Origin of the sequence: Hydrogenophaga sp. RWCD_12, from assembly GCF_046604225.1 — a bacterium.
Classification (GTDB): domain Bacteria; phylum Pseudomonadota; class Gammaproteobacteria; order Burkholderiales; family Burkholderiaceae_C; genus Hydrogenophaga.
The window spans coordinates 766,831-787,721 of record NZ_JBKIXC010000002.1; the positions used below are offsets into that span (position 1 = coordinate 766,831).

The 20,891-nt window shown below is 66.2% G+C and carries 21 protein-coding genes and 3 tRNA genes; 13 read left to right on the top strand and 11 right to left on the bottom strand.

Annotation, left to right across the window (positions count from 1 at the left end):
* On the top strand, positions 1-570 hold the full coding sequence (locus tag ACLIJ1_RS10800; RefSeq protein WP_411365514.1) for a sigma-70 family RNA polymerase sigma factor: 570 nt from the start codon (positions 1-3) through the stop codon (positions 568-570).
* The gene (locus ACLIJ1_RS10805) at positions 567-773 is read left to right on the top strand and encodes a zf-HC2 domain-containing protein (RefSeq protein ID WP_411365515.1); all 207 of its coding nucleotides are present in this window, start codon (positions 567-569) and stop codon (positions 771-773) included. Before ACLIJ1_RS10800 ends, ACLIJ1_RS10805 begins: the two co-directional genes overlap by 4 nt.
* Here ACLIJ1_RS10805 and ftsY read toward each other — a convergent pair.
* Positions 770-1,819, bottom strand: coding sequence for a signal recognition particle-docking protein FtsY (gene ftsY / locus ACLIJ1_RS10810; protein ID WP_411365516.1), 1,050 nt, complete (start codon positions 1,817-1,819; stop codon positions 770-772). The two genes, ACLIJ1_RS10805 and ftsY, sit on opposite strands and share 4 nt — an antisense overlap.
* Before the next feature lie 29 nt (positions 1,820-1,848).
* On the opposite strand from ftsY, the gene ACLIJ1_RS10815 reads away from it, so the two are divergent.
* From ACLIJ1_RS10815 to ACLIJ1_RS10835, 5 genes are read left to right on the top strand one after another with little or no spacing between them, the layout of a single operon-like run.
* Positions 1,849-3,285 carry a M16 family metallopeptidase gene (locus ACLIJ1_RS10815; protein ID WP_411365517.1) on the top strand — a complete coding sequence of 479 codons (1,437 nt, stop codon included), beginning with the start codon at positions 1,849-1,851 and terminating at the stop codon, positions 3,283-3,285.
* A gap of 17 nt (positions 3,286-3,302) precedes the next feature.
* Positions 3,303-4,658 (top strand): M16 family metallopeptidase, encoded by a 1,356-nt coding sequence (locus ACLIJ1_RS10820; RefSeq protein ID WP_411365518.1) that lies wholly within the window; start codon positions 3,303-3,305, stop codon positions 4,656-4,658.
* A gap of 17 nt (positions 4,659-4,675) precedes the next feature.
* Positions 4,676-5,281 (top strand): 16S rRNA (guanine(966)-N(2))-methyltransferase RsmD, encoded by a 606-nt coding sequence (rsmD, locus tag ACLIJ1_RS10825; protein WP_411365519.1) that lies wholly within the window; start codon positions 4,676-4,678, stop codon positions 5,279-5,281.
* Between the two features lie 51 nt (positions 5,282-5,332).
* A complete protein-coding gene (gene coaD, locus ACLIJ1_RS10830; protein ID WP_411365520.1) occupies positions 5,333-5,836 on the top strand; it encodes a pantetheine-phosphate adenylyltransferase in 504 nt (167 codons plus the stop codon).
* A gap of 10 nt (positions 5,837-5,846) precedes the next feature.
* Positions 5,847-6,149, top strand: coding sequence for a YfhL family 4Fe-4S dicluster ferredoxin (locus tag ACLIJ1_RS10835; RefSeq protein ID WP_411365521.1), 303 nt, complete (start codon positions 5,847-5,849; stop codon positions 6,147-6,149).
* Here ACLIJ1_RS10835 and pth read toward each other — a convergent pair.
* The 7 genes from pth to ACLIJ1_RS10870 form a co-directional block, all read right to left on the bottom strand.
* Positions 6,095-6,766, bottom strand: a complete 672-nt coding sequence (gene pth / locus ACLIJ1_RS10840) for an aminoacyl-tRNA hydrolase (RefSeq protein ID WP_411365522.1) — start codon at positions 6,764-6,766, stop codon at positions 6,095-6,097. The two genes, ACLIJ1_RS10835 and pth, sit on opposite strands and share 55 nt — an antisense overlap.
* Positions 6,767-6,838: 72 nt before the next feature.
* Positions 6,839-7,465 (bottom strand): 50S ribosomal protein L25/general stress protein Ctc, encoded by a 627-nt coding sequence (locus ACLIJ1_RS10845; protein WP_411365523.1) that lies wholly within the window; start codon positions 7,463-7,465, stop codon positions 6,839-6,841.
* 87 nt (positions 7,466-7,552) lie between these two features.
* A complete protein-coding gene (locus ACLIJ1_RS10850) occupies positions 7,553-8,527 on the bottom strand; it encodes a ribose-phosphate pyrophosphokinase (protein ID WP_411365524.1) in 975 nt (324 codons plus the stop codon).
* 80 nt (positions 8,528-8,607) lie between these two features.
* Positions 8,608-8,684: transfer RNA gene (locus ACLIJ1_RS10855), tRNA-Gln, on the bottom strand.
* 100 nt (positions 8,685-8,784) lie between these two features.
* The gene (gene ispE, locus ACLIJ1_RS10860) at positions 8,785-9,705 is read right to left on the bottom strand and encodes a 4-(cytidine 5'-diphospho)-2-C-methyl-D-erythritol kinase (protein ID WP_411365525.1); all 921 of its coding nucleotides are present in this window, start codon (positions 9,703-9,705) and stop codon (positions 8,785-8,787) included.
* On the bottom strand, positions 9,702-10,208 hold the full coding sequence (locus ACLIJ1_RS10865) for a lipoprotein insertase outer membrane protein LolB (RefSeq protein WP_411365526.1): 507 nt from the start codon (positions 10,206-10,208) through the stop codon (positions 9,702-9,704). The genes ispE and ACLIJ1_RS10865 overlap by 4 nt, the downstream gene beginning before the upstream one ends.
* The gene (locus tag ACLIJ1_RS10870; protein WP_411365527.1) at positions 10,205-11,995 is read right to left on the bottom strand and encodes a tetratricopeptide repeat protein; all 1,791 of its coding nucleotides are present in this window, start codon (positions 11,993-11,995) and stop codon (positions 10,205-10,207) included. The genes ACLIJ1_RS10865 and ACLIJ1_RS10870 overlap by 4 nt, the downstream gene beginning before the upstream one ends.
* 90 nt (positions 11,996-12,085) lie before the next feature.
* On the opposite strand from ACLIJ1_RS10870, the gene mutM reads away from it, so the two are divergent.
* From mutM to mutY, 3 genes are read left to right on the top strand one after another with little or no spacing between them, the layout of a single operon-like run.
* Positions 12,086-12,901, top strand: a complete 816-nt coding sequence (gene mutM, locus ACLIJ1_RS10875; RefSeq protein ID WP_411365750.1) for a bifunctional DNA-formamidopyrimidine glycosylase/DNA-(apurinic or apyrimidinic site) lyase — start codon at positions 12,086-12,088, stop codon at positions 12,899-12,901.
* A gap of 51 nt (positions 12,902-12,952) precedes the next feature.
* A complete protein-coding gene (locus ACLIJ1_RS10880; RefSeq protein WP_411365528.1) occupies positions 12,953-14,896 on the top strand; it encodes a dynamin family protein in 1,944 nt (647 codons plus the stop codon).
* Positions 14,893-15,966 carry an A/G-specific adenine glycosylase gene (gene mutY, locus ACLIJ1_RS10885; RefSeq protein ID WP_411365529.1) on the top strand — a complete coding sequence of 358 codons (1,074 nt, stop codon included), beginning with the start codon at positions 14,893-14,895 and terminating at the stop codon, positions 15,964-15,966. Before ACLIJ1_RS10880 ends, mutY begins: the two co-directional genes overlap by 4 nt.
* A gap of 12 nt (positions 15,967-15,978) precedes the next feature.
* Here mutY and rapZ read toward each other — a convergent pair whose 3' ends face one another.
* Genes rapZ through ACLIJ1_RS10900 form a run of 3 tightly spaced genes read right to left on the bottom strand, consistent with a single transcriptional unit; the run spans position 15,979 to position 19,529 of the window.
* On the bottom strand, positions 15,979-16,923 hold the full coding sequence (gene rapZ, locus ACLIJ1_RS10890; protein ID WP_411365530.1) for an RNase adapter RapZ: 945 nt from the start codon (positions 16,921-16,923) through the stop codon (positions 15,979-15,981).
* Positions 16,920-18,563 (bottom strand): DNA repair protein RecN, encoded by a 1,644-nt coding sequence (gene recN, locus ACLIJ1_RS10895; RefSeq protein WP_411365531.1) that lies wholly within the window; start codon positions 18,561-18,563, stop codon positions 16,920-16,922. The genes rapZ and recN overlap by 4 nt, the downstream gene beginning before the upstream one ends.
* 48 nt (positions 18,564-18,611) lie before the next feature.
* Positions 18,612-19,529 (bottom strand): NAD kinase, encoded by a 918-nt coding sequence (locus tag ACLIJ1_RS10900; RefSeq protein ID WP_411365532.1) that lies wholly within the window; start codon positions 19,527-19,529, stop codon positions 18,612-18,614.
* A 98-nt stretch (positions 19,530-19,627) separates the two neighbouring features.
* On the opposite strand from ACLIJ1_RS10900, the gene hrcA reads away from it, so the two are divergent.
* The 3 genes from hrcA to ACLIJ1_RS10915 all read left to right on the top strand — a co-directional run bounded on the left by hrcA (position 19,628) and on the right by ACLIJ1_RS10915 (position 20,882).
* The gene (gene hrcA, locus ACLIJ1_RS10905) at positions 19,628-20,647 is read left to right on the top strand and encodes a heat-inducible transcriptional repressor HrcA (protein WP_411365533.1); all 1,020 of its coding nucleotides are present in this window, start codon (positions 19,628-19,630) and stop codon (positions 20,645-20,647) included.
* A 52-nt stretch (positions 20,648-20,699) separates the two neighbouring features.
* Positions 20,700-20,776 (top strand) — tRNA-Ile (locus tag ACLIJ1_RS10910).
* Positions 20,777-20,805: 29 nt separating this feature from the next.
* A tRNA-Arg gene (locus ACLIJ1_RS10915) sits at positions 20,806-20,882 on the top strand.
* Positions 20,883-20,891: the final 9 nt, after the last annotated feature.

A 20,891-nucleotide genomic window follows, 5' to 3' on the forward strand; every position in this document is an offset into this window, starting at 1 on the left:
ATGCCCGACTTTCCAACCCAGGTGGCCCAGTGCCACTCCTACCTGTTGCGTTTTGCCCGCCTGCAGCTGCGCAACGACACCTGGGCCGAGGACGTCGTCTCCGATACCGTGCTCGCCGCGCTGGCCAGGCCCCAGGCGTTCGAAGGGCGTTCTCAGCTGCGCACCTGGCTGACGGGCATCCTCAAACACAAGATCGTCGATGCGCTGCGCCTGCACCACCGCGAGGTGTCGGCATCCGGCGGATCGGAGGATGACGACGCCGAGCCGATGGACCACATGCCGTTTGCCGCCGATGGCCACTTCGCGCAGATGCCCTCCGACTGGGGCAATCCCGAGCAGGACTTGCGCCAGCGTCAGTTCATGGCGGTCCTTGATGCGTGCACCGAAAAGCTGCCGCCGGCGCAGGGACGCCTGTTCCTGATGCGCGAGTGGCTGGAACTCTCCAGCGAAGAAATCTGTAAGGAGCTGGACCTGACCCCGACCAACCTCTACGTCCAGCTTCACCGGGCCCGTTTGCGCCTGCGCGAATGCCTGGAACTGAACTGGTTCGCCCGGAGCCACGCCGCATGAAGCCCATCTACCCGTTTCGCCGCACCTGCAAGGAAGCTGCAGCGCTCATCGTTGCCCGCGAGGACCGGGCGCTGCCGCTGGGCGACCGCATCGGACTGCGCCTGCACCTGGCCATGTGCAAGGCCTGCCCGAACTTCGAGCGCCAGGTGCTGACCATGCGCAACGCCATGAAGCAGTGGCGCAACTACAGCGAAGACGTCTAGTTCAGCAGCGCCTGGGCGAACTCTATCGCGTCGAAGGTTTCGAGGTCTTCGAGCTTTTCGCCCACACCGATGAAGTAGATCGGCACCAGCCGTTCGCGCGCGATCGCGCAGATCACGCCGCCCTTGGCGGTGCCGTCGAGCTTGGTGATCACCAGGCCGGTCAGCGCCAGCGCGTCGTCGAAGGCCTTGACCTGCATCAGCGCGTTCTGCCCGGTGTTGCCGTCGATGACGAGCAGGACTTCGTGCGGCGCCGTGGCGTCGGCCTTCTGCACCACGCGCTTGATCTTGCGCAGCTCTTCCATCAGGTGCAGTTGCGTCGGCAGGCGGCCGGCCGTGTCGACCAGCACCACGTCGCGGCCGCGTGCCTTGCCGGCGGACACCGCGTCAAAGCTCACGGCAGCCGGGTCGCCGCCTTCCTGCGTGATGATTTCCACCGTGTTGCGGTCGGCCCAGACCGCCAGCTGCTCGCGCGCCGCAGCGCGGAAGGTGTCGGCGGCGGCCAGCAGCACGCTCGCACCTTCGTTGGCGAGGTGGCGCGTGAGCTTGCCGATGGACGTGGTCTTGCCCGCGCCGTTGACGCCGGCGACCATGATCACGGTGGGCTTGTGTTCGCCGATCACCAGCCGCTTCTGCAGCGGGGCCAGCAGGTCGGCGATCGCCTCGGCCAGCAGGCCCTTGACGGCGGCGGGGTCGGTGGTCTTGCTGTCCTTGACCCGCTTCTTCAGGTCGGCCAGCAGGTGTTCGGTCGCCTTGACACCGGTGTCGGCCATCAGCAGCGCGGTTTCCAGCTCTTCATAGAGCGCGTCGTCGATCTGGGTGCCGGTGAAGACCGTGGCGATGCTCGACCCGGTCTTGCGCAGGCCGGCCTTGAGCTTGTCCAGCCAGCCCTTGCGCTCGGGTGCCGGCGCCGGTGCAGCGGGCGCCGCAGCAGGCGGGGGAACCACCGCCGCAGCCACCGGAGCGGGCGCGGCCACCGGGGCAGGGGCGGGCGTCGGTGCCTGTACCGGTTCGGGGGCGGGAGATTTTTTTCGGAAGAACGAGAACATGTTTCAATCTCTGGAATCCACTGGATTCTATGAAACGAACTTTCACCACCCTGATGCAGGCCCTTCCGGGGCGCGCCACTGGCGGCGTTCTGCTGCTGGCGGCTGCTTTTGTCAGCACGCTGGCCGGCGCCGCCGAGACAGCCCGCAGCTTCACCCTCTCCAACGGCATGACCCTGATCGTGCAGCCCGACCGGCGGGCGCCGACCGTGGTGCACATGCTCTGGGTGCGGGTCGGCGCCATGGACGAGGTCGACGGTACCTCGGGCGTGGCGCATGTGCTGGAACACATGATGTTCCGCGGCACCCCTTCGGTGCCGCCGGGCGAGTTCTCGCGCCGTGTCGCGGCCCTGGGCGGGCGGGAAAACGCCTTCACCGGGCGCGATTCCACGGCGTTCTACCAGCAGGTTCCGACCAGCAACCTCGAAGCGGTGATGCGGCTGGAGGCTGACCGGTTCCAGAACAACCAGTGGAAAGACGAAGAATTCAAGCGCGAGATTGAAGTGGTCAAGGAAGAGCGGCGCCAGCGCACCGACGAGTCACCCCGTGCACGACTCTACGAAGCCTTCTCCGCCATGGCGTTCCAGGCGCACCCCTACCGCCGGCCGGTGATCGGCTGGATGAGCGATCTGGACGCCATGACCCCGCAGGATGTGCGCGACTTTCACCGCCGCTGGTACGTGCCCGCCAATGCGGCCGTCGTGATCGCCGGTGACGTCGAGGTGGAGAAGGTGCGTGCGCTGGCCGAGTCGGTCTACGGAAAGATCCCGGCCCGCCCGGTGCCCGTGCGCAAGACCACCACCGAACCGGCGCAGGAAGGGCAGCGCCGCATGGAATACCGCGCCGCGACCGAGCAGGCGTCGGTGACGATGGCCTGGCCGATGCCGCGGTTGACGGACCCGGCGGCGAAGGACACGGAGACCCGCGATGCGCTGGCGCTGATGGTGCTGTCGGCCGTGCTCGACGGTTACGGCGGCGCGCGCCTGGACCGCGCCCTGGTGCAGGGCCTGGCCGGCGCCCGGGTGGCCGACAGCGCTGGTGCCGGTTTCGGTCCGCTGGGTCGTGGTCCGGCGCAGTTCACGCTGTCGGCGGTGCCAGCCGCCGGGGTCGAGACCGCGGTGGTGGAGAAGGCCCTGCTGGGCGAACTGGCGCGGGTGGCCGCGCAGGGCGTGAGCCCCGCCGAGTTGCAGCGGGTCAAGACCCAGTGGGCGGCCGGTGAGATCTACAAGCTTGATTCGGTCTACAACCAGGCGCAGGAACTGGGCACCTACTGGGTCAACGGTCTGGGCGTCGACAGCGCCGAGCTGCTGATGGCCGTATTGCGCAGCGTCAGCGCCGACGAGGTGCGCTCGGTGGCGCAACGGCTGTTCCCGCAGGAACGGATGAACGTGGGTGTGCTGGTGCCCGACCCCAGCAAGCGCTTGCCGGCAGCCCCCGCCGGCCCCCGTCCCGCCCTGGGCCGCCACTGAACCGGTTTCGCCACACCATGCCAAACACCATTGTTTTGTCTCTGCTGCGCTGCTCCCGGCAGACGCTGGGCGCCCTGGGCCTTGCCCTGGGCCCGATGCTGGCCCAGGCAGCGATCCCGATCCAGCACTGGACCCACGCCAGCGGCGCGCGGGTCTACCTGGTGCAGAGCCCGACCATCCCGATGCTGGACGTCCAGATCGACCTGGACGGCGGCACCCGCCGCGATCCGGCCGACAAGGCCGGACTGGCCAGCACCACCGCCTCAATGCTGTCGGCCGGTGTGGCTGCCCGCGACGGTCAGCCAGCGCTGGACGAAAACGCGCTGAGCGGCGCCTGGGTCGACCTCGGGGCCCAGATGGGCACCAGCGCCAGCAGCGACCGCTTCAGCGTTTCGCTGCGGACGCTGACCGAGCCCGAGCTTCTGGAAAAGTCCGTGGCGCTGGCCGCGCGGCAACTGCTCTCGCCCGACTGGACCGCGTCGGTCTGGCAGCGCGACCGCCTGCGCTGGCTGGCTTCGCTCAAGGAGGCCGAGACCCGGCCAGGTACGCTGGCCGGCCGTGCGTTTTCGCAGGCGGTCTACGGTGACCACCCTTATGGCCGCGAAACCACTGCGGCCACGCTGAATGCGATCACGGTTGACGACATGCGCGCGTTCTACCAGCGACACATGGCCGCCTGCCGCGCGCAGGTCAGCCTGGTGGGTGCCATCGACCGGGCGACCGCCGAGCGCATCGTGGACCGCTTCATGGCGGCGCTGGCGCCCAATGGCTGCGAGCCGCTGGCCGCGGTGCCCGACATCGCGCCGCTGGCGAAGGCCGTCGATATGAGGTTGCCGTTCGACGCGGCGCAAGCGCAGGTGCTGATCGGCCAGCCCGGCCACCGCCGCAACGACCCCGACTTCTTTCCGCTGTTCGTGGGCAACTACATCCTGGGCGGTGGCGGCTTCGTCTCGCGCCTGACCACCGAGGTGCGCGAGAAGCGCGGCCTGAGCTACAGCGCCTACAGCTACTTCGCACCCGGCCTGCATGCGGGAGCGTTCCAGCTCGGGCTGACCACCCGCCCGGACCAGGCGGCGCAGGCCGTGTCGGTGGCCCAGGACGTGGTGCGCCGCTTTGTCGCCGAAGGACCGACCGAGGCCGAACTGAAGGCGGCCAAGGACTTCCTGATCAATGGTTTCGCGCTGCGCTTCGACAGCAACCGCAAGCTGCTGGACAACGTGGCCAACATCGCCTGGAACGGCTTGCCGCTGGACTACCTGGAAACCTGGACCGGCAAGGTGCAGGCGGTGAGCACGGCCGACGTCCGGCGCGCCTTCGCACGGGTCTTGCAGCCTGAGCGCATGGTGACCGTGGTCGTGGGCTCAAAGCCCTGACTGGTTAAGCTCGGCCCATGACCAAACCCGTTCCACGACCCGCAGCGCATGCTGCCCACGAAGTTCGCATCATTGGCGGACAGTGGAAACGCAGCAAGCTGCCCGTGGCCGACCGGCCTGGCCTGCGGCCGACACCGTCGCGCGTGCGCGAGACGCTGTTCAACTGGCTCGGGCAGGACCTGAGCGGCTGGCGTTGCGTCGATGCCTTCGCTGGCACAGGCGCGCTCGGTCTGGAAGCAGCCTCTCGCGGCGCGGTCGAAGTAGTGCTGGTGGAGCAGGATCCGGTGCTGTGCAAGAGCTTGCAGGCGACCGCGCAGCGGCTCAAGGCCGAAGGCGTGCGCGTGGAGCGTGGCGAGGGGGTGGCTGCGTTGCGGCAGCGTGCCGGGCGTTCGCTGGATCTCGTGTTCCTTGATCCGCCGTTCGGCGAAGACGGCAACGAACCGCTGTTCGGCGCTGCGTTGCAAGCGGCCCGGCAGGCCGTCGGCGAACAGGGACTGATCTATCTGGAAGCTCCTCGCGCCTGGACCGACGACGAATTGGCGCAGATCGGCCTGCAGGCCCACCGCCATGGCAAGGCCGGCATGGTGCATTTCCACCTGCTGCGGCCCCTCGCACCGCAGTGACAAGGCCCTCGCGAAGGCGGCTTCGGCGGCCCTTGGTCGATAATCCGGGCCATGCCTGCCCAAGCCAAGCCTGATCGCCGCATTGCCGTCTACAGCGGTACCTTCGACCCTCTCACTCTGGGCCATGAGGACGTGGTGCGCCGTGCCGCCGGTCTGTTCGACGAGCTGATCCTGGCCGTGGCGGTGGCCCACCACAAGAAGACACGCTTCACGTTGAATGAACGCATGGAGATGGCCGCCGAGGCACTGGCCGGCTTGCCGGTGCGCGTGCTGCCGTTCGAGGGCCTGATCATGGATTTCTGCCGCGGGCAGGGTGCCTGTGCCGTGGTGCGCGGCATCCGCAACATGACGGACTTCGACTACGAAGCCCAGATGGCGGCGATGAACCGCAAGCTGCGGCCCACCGTCGAGACGGTGTTCCTGTTGCCGCAGGCCGAGCTGCAGTGCATCTCCAGCACGTTGGTGCGCGAGATCTCCACGCTCGGCGGCGACGTGTCGCAGATGGTCAGCCCGGTGGTGGCAGAACGCCTGAAGCCGCGGCCGCTGCAGGCATGAGGGTGACAACATGGCACTGACGATCACTGCCGAGTGCATCAACTGCGACGTCTGCGAGCCCGAGTGCCCGAATCAGGCGATCTCGATGGGCGAGGACTACTACCAGATCGACCCGAACCGGTGCACCGAATGCGTAGGGCACTTCGACGAGCCGCAGTGCGTGCAGGTGTGCCCGGTCGAGTGCATCCCGGTCGATCCTGCCCACGTCGAGAACCACGAGACGCTCTGGCAGAAGTACCAGCGCCTGCAGGCGGCCGGTCAGTCGCTGGCTTCGCCAGGCCCGTCGGTGGTCCTGCCGCCTTCGGCAGGCTGAGCGGGCGAGTCCGGTTTCGCAGGCCGGGGAGGCTTCGGACGTGGTGGCTTGCTGGTATGGATCAGGGCGGTCGCCTTGTCCATCTCGCCGGCAATCAGGTGCGGCAGCGCCTTGAGTGAACGGTCCAGAGCCTGAGCGATCGCGATGCGGTCGTCGGGGGAGGGCTTTTTGAGCACCCAGTTCGCCACTTCGTTTTTGTTGCCCGGATGGCCGATGCCGATGCGCAGCCGCCAGTATTCGGGGTTGCCCAGCTGAGCGTGGATGTCGCGCAGTCCGTTGTGGCCCGCGTGGCCGCCACCCTTCTTGAGCTTGGCTTCACCGGGTGGCAGGTCGAGCTCGTCGTGCACCACCAGCACTTCTTCGGGCGCGATCTTGAAGAAGCGCGCCAGCGAGGCGACCGATTTGCCCGAGAGGTTCATGTAGGTCTGCGGTTCGACCAGCCAGACACTTTGGCCACCCACATTGGCCCGTGCCACCAGCCCGAAGTGGCCGCGCTCCATCTGCAGCGGAGTCTTGAGCAGACGCGCAGCCTCGTCCACAAACCAGAAGCCGGCGTTGTGGCGGGTCTGTTCGTATTCAGGGCCGGGATTGCCCAGGCCGGCGATGAGTTTGATCATGGCGACGGATTATCGGGGGGCAGAAAACACAAAGGCCCGCACGGGGCGGGCCTTTGGGAGAAGAGCCAAGAATTACTTCTTGCCCTTGCCCTTCTTCTTGTCGTCCACAGCGGCGGCGACGGGAGCGGCCACCACTTCTTCCACCGGTTCGACGATGGTGGCGATGGTGATGTCCTTGCGACCATGGGTCACGATCTTCACGCCGGCGGGCAGCTGGATGTCGCCGGTGTGGAGGGTGGCGCCCTTTTCGACAGCGCTGAGGTTCACTTCAATGAACTCCGGCAGCTGCATGGCCAGGCACTCGATCTCGATCTCGGTCACGATGTGATTGACCAGGCACTTGTCGTTCTTGACGGCCGGCGAGTTTTCTTCGCCCACGAAGTGCAGAGGCACCTTCTTGTGCAGGCGGGTCTTTTCGTCGACGCGCTGGAAGTCCACGTGCAGGACTTGCGGCTTGTAGGGGTGGTACTGCACATCGCGCAGCAGGACCTTCTGGACCTTGCCAGCGAGTTCCATGTCGAGGATGGAAGCGTGGAAGGCTTCCTTCTTCAGGGCGTGCCACAGCGCGTTGTGATCGACTTCGATCGTCTCGGGCGTGGTGTCACCACCGAAAACAATACCGGGCGCGCGACCGGTGATGCGCAGACGGCGGCTCGCACCCGTACCCTGCTTGGCGCGCTCAAAAGCGACAAATTGCATGACTGACTCCAGTTGAGGGGTTCCGCGACCAGAACGCCTCGGGTTGAAAAAGGCCGCACCACATGGCGCAGCCCACTTTTTGCTGCCTCAGAACAGGTTGTCCTGATCGGCAAACAAACTCATGACCGACTCGCCCGAAGCAATGCGCGCGATGGTTTCAGCCATCAGCGGAGCCACGGAGAGCTGGCGGATCTTGGCGCAGGCCTGGGCGGCTTGCGACAGGGGAATGGTGTTGGTCACGACGACTTCGTCCAGGGCCGAGCCCTTGGCGATGCGGTCGATGGCCGGACCGGAGAAGATGGCGTGCGTGCAGTAGGCGTAGACGTGCTTGGCACCGCGCTCCTTGAGCACCTCGGCGGCCTTCACCAGCGTACCTGCGGTGTCGATCATGTCGTCCATGATCACGCAGTTGCGGCCGTCGATGTCGCCGATCACGTGCATCACTTCCGACACGTTGGCCTTCGGACGGCGCTTGTCGATGATGGCCATGTCGCAGTTGAGCTGCTTGGCCAGCGCACGGGCGCGCACCACGCCGCCCACGTCGGGCGACACGACCAGCAGGTCGGGGTAGTTCTTGGTGCGCAGGTCGCCCAGCAGCACCGGAGACGCGTAGATGTTGTCGACGGGAATGTCGAAGAAGCCCTGGATCTGGTCGGCGTGCAGGTCCATGGTCAGCACGCGGTTCACGCCCACGGTCTGCAGCATGTTGGCCACCACCTTGGCCGAGATCGGCACGCGGCTGGAACGCGGACGGCGGTCTTGGCGTGCATAACCGAAATAGGGGATCACGGCCGAAATGCGCGCGGCGGATGCCCGCTTGAGCGCGTCGACCATGATGATGAGTTCCATCAGGTTCTCATTGGTCGGTGCGCAGGTGGACTGGACCACGAAGACGTCGCGTGCACGCACGTTCTGGGTGATCTCGACCGTCACCTCGCCATCGGAGAAGCGGCCGACATTGGCAGCCCCGAGCTGGGTGTTGAGGTGTTGAGCGATCTCGGCGGCGAGAACCGGATTGGCGTTGCCGGTGAAGATCATGAAATCAGGGGGCTGAACTTGCATGGTGTTCCCAGCGGCTTCAACGGCCAGTGCACTGGCCGACAGCGACGGAGCCGCTGTGTGAGGTGGTTCAATAAAACGGGTGGCAGGGGAGGAAGGACTCGAACCCTCGCATGCTGGAATCAAAATCCAGTGCCTTTACCAACTTGGCGACTCCCCTACTCAGGACACCTGTGCAGTTTGCCTTTCGGCCCACCACTCAGACAACCCAAAAATGTCGCAGGTCACACATCCGCTGCCCGGACTGTGGGTCACCGATTCTAATCGGAACACCAGCCCAGCAATGGATGTGCATCCATGTTGCTGCATTCACGAACCGTCCAGCACAGAGGAGCGCCGAGAAGGTCCGTTGCCTGCTGCAGTTGCGCAAACACTGCGGTCCCCGAACCGGTCATCCGTCCACGCAGGCCGCGGGAGGAAAGCCATTCCAGGCATCGCACCACGTCGGGACACAGCACCTGTGCCACCGGTTGCAGATCGTTGTGACCGAAATCCAGGATTTCCTGGAGATCGCAGGCAATGCGAACACTGCCTTTGCATTGATCTGCTGTGGTGTTTGCAGCAAAGCCTTGGAGTATAGCAGTTTTTGTGGCGCGTTGCAGTTGTGGCGCGCTGAAAATGGCCTGTGTGGAGGCGCCCGTGTCGGGTTTCACGACCACGAATCGCGCCGGAGCGAGCGAAATTGGCGTCAGCCGTTCGCCGACGCCTTCGACCCAGGCGTTGTGGCCGCCGATGAAGAAAGGTACGTCGGCCCCCAACTTCAGTCCGATGGCTGCGAGTTCGTGGCGCTTGAGGCCCAGGTTCCACAGTCGGTTGAGCGCTAGCAGGCAGCTCGCCGCGTCGGAAGAGCCGCCGCCCATGCCGGCCTCAGCGGGAATGCTCTTTTTCAGCCGGATATGGGCGCCGAGGGTGCAGCCGGTGGCTTGCTGAAGTGCACGGGCGGCGCGCACGCACAGGTCGACTTCGGGCAGTGTCAGTCCGGCTGTCGCGTCTTCCCGGCTGATATGGCCACCGTCGCGCCGCTCGAAATCCAGGGTGTCGCACCAGTCGATCAGCATGAAGACCGACTGCAGCAGGTGGTAGCCGTCGTCGCGCCGACCTACGATGTGCAGAAACAGATTGAGCTTGGCGGGCGCCGGGACGTTGAGCAGCACCTTGGAGGAAATGTCGGGAGGGTTCATGGCTCGAAGACCAGGCGCAACTCGGCAGTAGGCAGGGGCTGCAGCCGTCGGGCGATGATGCGTCCTTCGGCTTGGCGGCTCAGGTCGGCTTCCCAGCCACTGGCGGGCGCCTGCCGGCCCTGCAGCCAGTCGAACAGGGCTGCCACAGGCACCGCACCACCGGCCAGTTCGGCCGACAGGGCGTCGAGCGTGGGGCGCTGCGTGACGCGGTCACCCTGCTGCAACTCGGCGCCCCGGGCGGACCAATGCAGATTGGCCAGCCGCTGCCCCAGTGGCGAGTGGATCTGGAGCTCTCCCTCGCTGGCCGAGCCCTGCAGTTCGAACCCGGCCGACCAGCTTTCTACCGGTTCGCTATGGATGGTGAGGGCGAAGCGGCCGGTCCACGAAGGTTTGGAGCCACCTGAAATCGACCGGGTAGGCGCAGCACAGGCCGTCAGGATCGCGGCGACGCAGGTAAGCCCGGCGGCGCGCAAGCAGACGCGCCGCGTCCGCGGCAGGCTCATGGTTTGACGCGCAGGCGCTGCAGCGTGCCTTGCAAGGTCTCGTTGTCGGCGGCCAGCAGCAGGCCTTCGCGCCAGATTTTCAGCGCTTGCTCACGCTCGCCGCTGGCCCAGAGCACCTCGCCGAGGTGGGCCGCAATTTCGGCATCAGGTCGCTTCTCGAATGCGTCCTTGAGTACTTCGCGGGCTTTCTGCATCTCGCCCTGCTTGAACAGCACCCAGCCCAGGCTGTCGCGGATATAGGCATCGTCCGGCGCCATGGCCACGGCCTTCTCGATCAGCTTGCGGGCTTCGGGCAGCCGCAGGCCACGGTCGGCCAGTGAATAGCCCAGCGCGTTGTAGGCGTGGTGGTGGTCGGGCTTGATCTCGATCACCTGGCGGAACAGCCGTTCCATGTCGTCGACGCGGTTGATCTTCTCGGCCATCATCGCCTGGTCGTAAATCAGGTCGCTGTCCTTGGGGAAACGCGCGACCGCTTCGCCATAGACGTCATAGGCTTTCTGCCATTCCTTGAATTCGCGAAGCAGCTGGGCTTCGGCGACGAATTTCAGCCGGGCATCTTCGGGACGGCGCTCCGGGTGGTTGCGCAGCAGGGCCCTGGCCTTGGCCATCTGTCCCTGGTGGGCCAGCAACGACGCGCGGCGCATCTGCGCGGCCATGATGTCTTCGGCGTTCTCGATGCGGTCGAGCCAGGCGTTGGCGGCGGCGTAGTCCTTCTGCTGCTCGGCGATCTGCGCCATCAGCAAATAGCCCTGGGTCAGGCCGCGCGCGGAGCGTTCGTCGCCCGCCTGGCGGGCCAGCGACATGTAGGTCTGGACCGATTGCGTGGCGGCGGGCAGCCGCTTGTCCTGCACCTGCAGCGTGGCCAGCAACAACCAGGGCTCAGGTGTATCCGGCTGAATGCGGGTCAGGTTCTCCAGAAGCGACCGGGACTCGGCCTGGCGTTGCAGGTCGAACAACAGGCGGGCATAGGCCAGGGCCACCGGATTGGTGCTGCCAGGTGCCGGTGGGCTCGCCTTGAGCTGGCTCTTGACGATCGATTCGGCAGCGGTCTGTCCTTCTTCCACCAGCTCGATCGCCAGCAGGGCGGGAAACGGCGAAGCAGGCTCGGCCGCGTGACCGTTGCGCGCCGAGGTCAGGGCCTGGACATTCTGATCGGCGGCCATTTCCATCAGACCGATCGTGGTCCATGCGGCGGCGGCATGCTGGGCTTGCTTGAGGGTGGGAGCGAGCGCCTCTCGCACCACCTGAAGGGCCGCAGCCTTGTCGGGTGCGCGGGCGTAGATCTGCGGAATGGCGTTGATGGCCTCGTTGCGAGCGGGCAAGGGCGCCTGCTCGACCAGGCGGCGCAACACGGGCGCGGTTTCACTGATGCGGTTGAGCGCCAGCAGGATCTGCAGTTCATAGCGGTCGGCGTCTGGCGAAACGGCAATCGCCTGCGACCAGGCCCTTGCAGCCGTCAGGGCTGCGTCGCCCGAACGTGCCTGAAGGGCAATTTCGACCGCGCGGCGGAACAGCGCGGGGTCGTTCTGCTTGCGGGCGGCGTCAAGGATCAGGGAATAGCCGGTGCCTGGTTCGCCGCTGGAAACGTTCAGCTCGCCGAGCAGCAACTGGTAGAACAAAGGCGCACTCAGGTTCGAGTTCTCGACCGGCGGCTCGGTCGCCGGCTTTTCCTGGGCCCGGCCGGGCGCCAGGGACATCAGGAGCCCCAGCCCCAGCAGGCCGGACAGCAGCTTGCGCACGGGCAGACGCAGTGCTTGATGGGGGCCATGGGCGTGCATTGTGTTCATCGGGTCATGATAATGGAACGGTCTGTGCCAACGAGGTTGGGAGTCGTTCTTCCGCCCGGGCGTTCCCGAGAAAGTCAGGAAAATCCATCGATGCCCGAATTGCCCGAGGTTGAAGTCACCCGCCGCAGCTTTGCTGACCGCATTGCCGGTGCGCGGATCGAGGCGGCCACCCTGGGCAAGCCACTGCGCTGGCCGCTGGGGTGCGCACCAGAAGAACTGGTCGGCCGTGAGGTCTTGTCGGTAGATCGGCGTGGCAAGTACCTGTTGTTGAATCTGGACCAGGGCTTGTTGCTCCTGCACTTGGGCATGTCTGGCAGTCTGCAGTTCGCGCCGGCGCTGCCGTCGCCCGGCGTACACGACCATTTCGACTTGCGCACCAGCCGGGGTGTGCTTCGTTTGCACGATCCACGCCGCTTTGGCGCGGTGGTCCATGCTCATTCGCTTGAAGACTCGCGTGCCCACAAGCTGCTGTCGAGGCTTGGTGTCGAGCCGCTGGAGGCCGGCTTTGATCCAGTGGCTTTTCACCGAGGGCTGCGGCAGCGGCGCGCCAGCATCAAGCAGGTCCTGCTGTCCGGCGATCTGGTGGTGGGGGTGGGCAACATCTATGCTTCAGAGGCGCTGTTCCTGGCCGGTATCCGGCCAACCGTTCGCGCTGACCGGCTGAGCGCGGCGCGGGCTGCGCGGTTGCATGGTGCGGTGATCACCGTGCTTCAGAGGGCGCTGGCGATGGGCGGCAGCACGCTGCGCGACTTCTCGGCGGCCGATGGGCAGAGCGGGTATTTCCAGATGGATGCCATGGTGTACGGGCGGGAAGGGCAGCCCTGCCGGAGCTGCGGTGCCCCGATCCGCCTGTTGCGCCAGGGACAACGATCGACCTATTTCTGCGCCCACTGCCAGAAGGCCTGAGCCCGCGGGGTGGGCGATGCTATATTGACCGGATTCACTCATTTGCGGACCATGAGCTTCAACCAGGAACTCGACGACCACGGCGCCTGGCGCAGACAGTTTGCGCTGCGGCTCAAGCTGATGTCCGAATGGCTGCGTGACCATGAGCTGCTCGAAGCCGGAGTGCGCGAGCGGCTGGACCAGTTGCAGTCACAGGTCCGCAACGACAAGATCATGGTGGCCTTCGTGGCCGAGTTCTCGCGCGGCAAGTCCGAGCTGATCAACGCCATGTTCTTCGCCGGTTACGGCCGCCGGATCATGCCGGCCAGCGCTGGCCGCACGACGATGTGTCCGACCGAGCTGGCCTACGAAGCCGACATCCCGCCCTGCCTTCGCCTGCTGCCGATCGAGACGCGCCTGCAGTCGAAGTCGCTGCTGGACTGGCGCAATGCGCCGGACAAGTGGGAACGTGTCGATCTCGATGTGAACGATCCCCAGCAACTGGCCCGTGCCATCCAGAAGGTGGCAGAGGTGCGGCGCGTGAGCCGTTCCGAGGCGGCCTCGCTGGGTTTCTGGAACGAGGAGTTGCCAGACGACAACCCGTTGGTGGGTCCGGACGGCCTGATCGAAGTGCCGAAGTGGCGCCACGCGCTGATCAACATGGCGCACCCGCTGCTCAAGCAGGGGCTGGTGATCCTGGACACGCCTGGTCTCAATGCGATCGGCGCCGAGCCGGAACTGACCGTGAGCCTGCTGCCGCAGGCGCATGCTGTCGTATTCATCCTCGCGGCCGATACCGGCGTGACCAAGTCGGACCTGGCGATCTGGCGCCAGCACATTGCCGGGCTGCCCGAAGGTCAGGCCAGCCGCCTGGTGGTGCTCAACAAGATCGACACCATGTGGGATGCGCTGAGCACGCCCGAGCAGGTGCAGCTGCAGATCGCCTCGCAGCGCACCGACTCGGCCGATGTGCTGGGCCTGTCGCCGCTGCAGGTGATCCCGGTGTCGGCACAGAAGGGGCTGCTGGCCAAGGTCGGCCGGGACGAAAAGCTGCTGGCGGCCAGCAACCTGATGGAGCTGGAAGTGGCGCTGGGCGTCGACCTGCTTGGCCAGCGCCGCAGGATCCTGGCAGGTGCCGTCGCTGGCGCCGTGCAGGCGCTGCGCCAGGAAACCGGCCAGCTGGTGCACACCCGTGCGCGTGATCTGGTGGAGCAGATCCAGGAACTCGAAGGTCTGCGCGGCAAGAACACCAGCGTGATCAAGCAGATGCGCCTGCGCATCGAACAGGAACAGGCGGAGTTCGACGCCAGCGGCGCCAAGATCCAGGCCGTGCGGTCGGTGCATCTGCGCTTGCTCAAGGACTTGTTCACCCTGTTGGGGCATTCGCAGCTCAAGACCCGCGTCACCGAACTGGCGCGCACCCTCAAGCAGCCTGGCATCAAGCTTGGTGTTCGGCGGGCCTACGGCACAACCTTTGACCAACTGCGGGCCGACCTGCTGCGCGCGGACCAACTGGCTGGCGAGATCCAGTCGATGCTCGAAGGCAGCTTCAAGAGCCTGAACGCCGAGTACAGCTTCTCGCTGCAACCTCCCACGCCACCCCAGTTGCAGCAGTACCTCAAGGATCTCGACCTGATCGAGAAAAGCCATCTGCAGTATCTGAGCCTGGGCAATGCACTGCGGCTGGCCCAGCCCGAGTTTGGTGAACGCCTGGCTCGCGCGCTGATGAGCCGGCTGCGTGTGGTCAACGACACGGCGGTGAATGCCATTGAGCTGTGGAACAAGTCGGCGGCGGCACAGCTGGACGCGCAGCTGCGCGAGCGCCGTCGCAACTTCAGCCGCCGTATCGAGGCCGTGTCGCGCATCCAGCAGGCCGCCAGCGGCCTGGACGAGCGCATCCGCGAGCTGCAATCGCAGCAGACCGAACTGCACCTGATGGAAGCCAAGCTCGCCGAGCTGACCGAGCAGCTGCTGGCGCCGGTCGAAGAGGACGCCGCCGAAGCCGTTGCGGCATGAATCCGGCGGCGCGGGATTTGCGGCGCTTCGCGCCGGCCCTGATCCGCTGGCAGCTTGAAAGCGGTCGCCACGGCCTGCCCTGGCAAGGAACCCGCGATCCTTACCGTGTCTGGCTGTCCGAGATCATGTTGCAGCAGACCCAGGTCGCGGCGGTGATCGGCTACTACGACCGCTTCCTGCAGCGATTTCCCGATGTGCGTTCCCTGGCCGCCGCGTCTGCTGACGAAGTGATGGCGTTGTGGAGTGGCCTGGGCTACTACAGCCGGGCGCGCAACCTGTACCGCTGTGCGCAGCAAGTGGGGGATGCGCACGGCGGGGAATTTCCCGCCCGGGCCGCCGAACTGGAACAGTTGCCAGGGATCGGCGCTTCGACCGCGGCGGCGATCGCCGCGTTTTGCCACGGGGAGCGGATCTCGATCGCCGACGGCAATGTGCGCCGGGTCCTCAGCCGTTTGCTGGCTTTTGACGGCGACCTGTCGGCGTCCGGTCCGCAGCGCGAGATGTGGGACCTCGCGCAATCGCTGTTGCCCACATCGCCTTCGCCCGAAGACATGGTGGCGTACACGCAGGGACTGATGGACCTGGGGTCGGGTGTCTGCACGCGGACCCGACCGGCCTGCGAGAAGTGCCCGGTGAGCGACCTGTGCGCCGCGAAGCTGCAGGGCACGACAGAGCGGTACCCGGTCAAGACCCGCAAGGTCGCGCGCCGCCACGAAAGCTGGTGGCTCCTGGTGCTGCGTCGCCGCCTTGCCGGTGGTTCCGGACAGGTCTGGCTGGAGCGTCGGCCGGCCAAGGGCATCTGGGCCGGGTTGTTCTGTGTGCCGGTGCTGGCCGATGAGGCTGCTGCCTTCGTTGCGGCCGGGGTGCAGCCGGCGGCTGCGCAGGCACTGCCGGCCGTCGCGCATGCGCTGACGCACCGTGAACTGCGGTTACATCCTTTGCTGGTGGATGTGCCCCCCGGCAAGGCCTGGCAGGCCTCTGCGGAGGGGCAGTGGGTCGCGTTCGACCGTCTGGCTGACTTTGGCCTGCCGACGCCGGTTCGCGCGCTGCTGGAACACCTGCCCGACTGAGGCAGGGGCCCGTCAGTGGGCGGGTGGGGTCGGTGCTGCGCGCGCCGCGACCGGCCAACTGTCGAGTTCGCGGTGCCGCAGTCGAGTGGCCCACTCAACCGAAAACGCCTTGGCCAGCTGTTCGACCAGATAGACCGAACGGTGTTGCCCGCCGGTGCAGCCGATGGCGACCGTCACATAGCTGCGGTGGTCCTGCAGCATCTGGGGTAGCCAGTGCCGCAGAAAACTGGCGATCTGCTGCTCCATCTGCGCCACTTCCGGCTGGATGGCCAGGAAATCGGCGACCGGAGCGTCTCGTCCGGTGAGCGGCCGCAGCAGCGGCTCGTAGTGGGGGTTGGGCAGCATGCGCACGTCGAACACAAAGTCGGCGTCCATCGGAATCCCGCGCTTGAACGCGAACGACTCGAAGACCAGGGTCAGCGGCGCCTGCTGCACGCCGAGCACGTCCTTGATCTGGCTGCGCAACTGCGCGGCCCGGATCAGGCTGGTGTCGAGCACCAGGGCCTGGTCCCGCAGTTCGGACAACAGGTCGCGTTCGTACTCGATGGCGTCGGTCAGGGCGCGGTGTTCGTCGTCGGACGACTTGAGCGACAGCGGGTGCCGGCGCCGGGTTTCGGAGAAGCGCCGGACCAGGGTGTCGGTAGTGGCGTCCAGAAACACTGTGGTCAGGTGGATGGTCATGCCCGGCTGGTGCCGGATTGCATCCAGCCGCGCGGGCAAGCCGGGCAGCGAGGCAGCGCTGCGCACATCCATGGCGATGGCGACCTTGCTGGCACGGTGGCTCTGCTCCAGTGCGATGAACGAAGCCAGCAGCTCGGGTGGCAGGTTGTCGACGCAGTAGTAGCCCAGGTCTTCGAGGGCGGTGAGAGCGATCGACTTGCCCGAGCCGGACATGCCGGTGATCAGCACCAGCTCAAGGGTGTCCTGCGTGTGAGATGTGCCTGTGGTGGTATTCATGCGGCGAGCAATTCGCGGGCGTGTGCGAGCGAGACTTCGGAGCGGTCGTTGCCGCCGAGCATGCGGGCCAGTTCGGCGACACGCGTTTCGTCGGTGATGGGCGTCACGGTGCTGTGGGTGGTCGCGCCGGTCAGGCGTTTGCTGACCAGCAGGTGATGGTCGCCGCAGGCCGCGACCTGGGGCAGGTGGGTCACGGCCAGCACCTGGCGGTCGCGGCCGAGTTGGCGCAGCAACTGGCCCACGGTGTGTGCCACGGCGCCGCCGATGCCCGAGTCGACCTCGTCGAAGATCAGGGTCGGTGCCTGGCCCAGCTGGCTGGTGACGACCGAGATCGCCAGCGCGATGCGCGAGAGTTCACCGCCCGAAGCCACCTTGCCAACCGGCCGTGCGGCGACACCGGCATGTCCGGCAACGAGGAATTCGACCTGCTCCCAGCCGTGGGCCTGCGGTTCGTCCAGTTTCTGTAGCGCAACCTCGAAGCGGCCACCTTGCATACCCAGCGTCTGCATCGCGGCGGTGACGGCTTTCGAGAGCTTGGGAGCAGCCTGTTGTCGCTGCTTGCCCAGACGGGCCAGTTCGGCGTCGAAGGTCTTCCAGGCACTGCGTTCGGCGGCCTTGAGCGCAGCGAGGTCCATGGCCTGGCCGACGCCTTCGAGTTCTTTCTTCCAGCCCTCCAGCAGCTCGGCCAGTTGTTCCGGCGGACGGCGGTAGCGGCGGGCGAGCGAAAGCCATTGCGAAAGTCGCTGGTCCAGCGCGTCCAGTCCGCTGGGGTCGAGATCGGTGTCGCGTTCGTAGTGGTGCAGGCTGCGCACCGAGTCCTCGACCTGAGCGAGCGCCGCCTGGAGGGCCTCGATGGGGCCGTTGAACATGGGCTCAAGGTGCGCCTGGTTCTGCAGCAGGCCCAGCGCGCGGTGGATCAGGGCGGCCGCGCTGCCTTCGTCGTCGTCCAGCGCAGCCGCTGCACTGCGAGCGGCGTCCTGCAGAGCCTGGGCATTGGCCAGGCGGCTGTGCTGGGCGTTGAGTTCTTCCCATTCACCATCGCGCGGCTGCAGCTTGTCCAGCTCGCCGATCTGCCACGACAGCCGGTCGCTTTCCTGTTGCAGGGTGTTCTGGCGTTCGGTCGCGTTCTCCAGCGCCTTGCGGGCCTGGCGCCACGCGGCCCACAGCGTCGCAGCGGTCGAGGTGTTGACGCCGGCGTAGGCGTCGAGCAGGCCGCGCACCGCGTCGGCCCGGGTCAGACTCTGCCAGGCGTGCTGCCCGTGGATGTCGACCAGATGATCTGCGAGAGTCTTGAGCTGGGCCATGGTGGCAGCACTGCCGTTGATCCAGCCGCGGCTGCGCCCCTCGGTGTCGACGGTGCGGCGCAGCAGCAGGGCATCGTCGGCCTGGAAGCCCTGCTCGTCGAGCCAGGACTTGAGTGTGGCCGGCATGTCGAACTCGGCGGCCACTTCGCAGCGCGAAGCGCCTTCGCGCACCACGCCGCTGTCGCTGCGGGCGCCCAGCGCCAGCTGCAGCGCGTCGATGAGGATGGATTTGCCGGCGCCGGTTTCGCCTGTGAGCACGTTGAAGCCCTGGTCCAGTTCGAGGTCCAGTGCAGGCACGATGACGAAATCACGCAGGACGATGCGTCGCAGGCTCATGGGCGAGTCGGAACAAACGGAGTTGAGTGCCCCGTATTCTGACTGCTCTTACGCGCCTTCGTTCCAGTGCAGCTTCTTGCGCAGGGTGTCGAAGTAGCTCCAGCCCAACGGATGGAGCAGGCGCAGCGTGTGTTCCGAGCGCCGGACCACGATGCGGTCGCCGTGCAGCAGACTGGTGAGCGACTGCATGTCGAAGTTGGCGCTGGCGTCCTTGCCCGAGACGATCTCGACCGCGACCTCGCAATGCGCAGGCAGCACGATGGGCCGGTTGGACAGGGTGTGCGGCGCGATCGGCACCATGATCCAGCCGCCGACCGCCGGGTGCAGCAGCGGGCCGCCGGCGGAGAGCGAATAGGCGGTGGAGCCGGTGGACGAGGCGATGATCAGGCCGTCTGCTCGCTGGTTGGCCACGAAATGGCCGTCGACCTCGACCCGCAGCTCGATCATGCTGGCCACGCCGCCGCGATTGACCACCACATCGTTGAGGGCCGTGGCTTCGAACACGCAGCGCCCGTCGCGCCAGACGCTGGCGGCCATGAGGGCTCGCGGGTCTTCCTCATATTCACCACGCAGGATGGCGCGCAGGTTCTCGCGGTAGGTTTCGAGCGGAATGTCGGTGATGAAGCCCAGGCGTCCCTGGTTGATGCCGACCAGTGGCACGCCGTAGCGCGCCAGCTGCCGGCCGATGCCCAGCATGGTGCCGTCGCCGCCGAGCACCAGCGCCAGATCGATGGTCTTGCCCATCGCGGGCACGTCCAGCGCCGGGTACTGCAGCAGGCCGGTGTTGAGTGCTGTTTCCTGCTCAAGAGAGACCTCGCAGCCCTCGTCGTGCAGGAACTCGGCCAGTTCCTCCACCACCTTGCGCGAACCCGGAGCCTGGTACTTGCCGACCACGGCGACATGCGCGAATCGCTGGCGTTTTCCCGGAGCGGGAGCGGCTAGGCGGCTGGAATCTGGCTGGGTCATGCACAAATTACAACATAGGGTGCAATGAGGTCCGGCCCCTCACAAACCCTTGCTCTGTGCGGGACCGCGCGAGGGTGTGTGGTCCGTAAAATGAAGCCATGCTGGACGATCGCTCCAAACTCCTTCTCAAGACCCTGGTCGAACGCTACATCGCCGACGGCCAGCCGGTGGGTTCGCGCACGCTGGCCAAGGCCGCCGGCATGGAACTGTCGCCCGCGACCATCCGCAACGTCATGAGCGACCTGGAGGAACTGGGTCTGATCGCCAGTCCCCACACGTCCGCCGGCCGTATTCCCACGGCCCGTGGCTACCGGCTGTTTGTCGACACCATGCTCACCGTGCGGCGAGACGGGCTCGCTGGTGCCGGGAGCATGGGGTCTACCGGCATCGAGGCCGGTGACCAGCCCCAGCGCGTGATCAGCCATGCCGCGCAGATGTTGTCGAGCCTGTCGCAGTACGTGGGCGTGGTGATGGCGCCACGGCGGGCTTCGGTGTTTCGCCACATCGAGTTCCTGAGCCTGTCGGACCGGCGCGTGCTGGTCATCCTGGTCTCGCCCGATGGCGATGTCCAGAACCGGATCATCCATACCCAGGTCAGCTTCAGCCAGTCACAGCTGCTGGAAGCCTCGAATTTCCTCAATGCCCACTATGCCGGCCTGACGATGGAAGAAGTTCGCGGCCGGTTGCGCAATGAGGTCGAGGCCTTGCGCGGCGAAATCGCCTCGCTGATGCAGGCGGCCGTCGACATCGGCGCAGAAGCGGAAACACAGCAGGAAGAGGTCGTGGTGTCGGGCGAGCGCAACCTGCTGTCGGTCAGCGAGTTCTCCAGTGACATGGGGCACCTGCGCCAGCTGTTCGACCTGTTCGAGCAGAAGACGCAGCTGATCCGCCTGATGGACGTTTCTTCGCAGGCCGATGGTGTGCGCATCTACATCGGCGGGGAGAGTCATGTGGTGCCGTTCCAGGACCTTTCGGTGGTCACCGCGCCGTACGAGGTGGATGGTCAGGTGGTGGGCACGCTGGGTGTCATCGGACCGCAGCGCATGCCCTACGACCGCATGATCCAGATCGTCGATGTAACGGCCAAGCTGGTGAGCAACGCGCTGAGCCACAAGTAGGACGGTGCCAACGCTGCGCGGTGATGCCGCCGCCTACAATCTGGGCCTAGTCGGGCCGTTAGCTCAGTTGGTCAGAGCAGAGGACTCATAATCCTTTGGTCGTTGGTTCAAGCCCAACACGGCCTACCAAAAAAACCGTGCTACAATGCGTGGCTTACGCGGCTGTAGCTCAGCTGGATAGAGTACTTGGCTACGAACCAAGGGGTCGTGGGTTCGATTCCTGCCAGCCGCACCAAATGAAAAG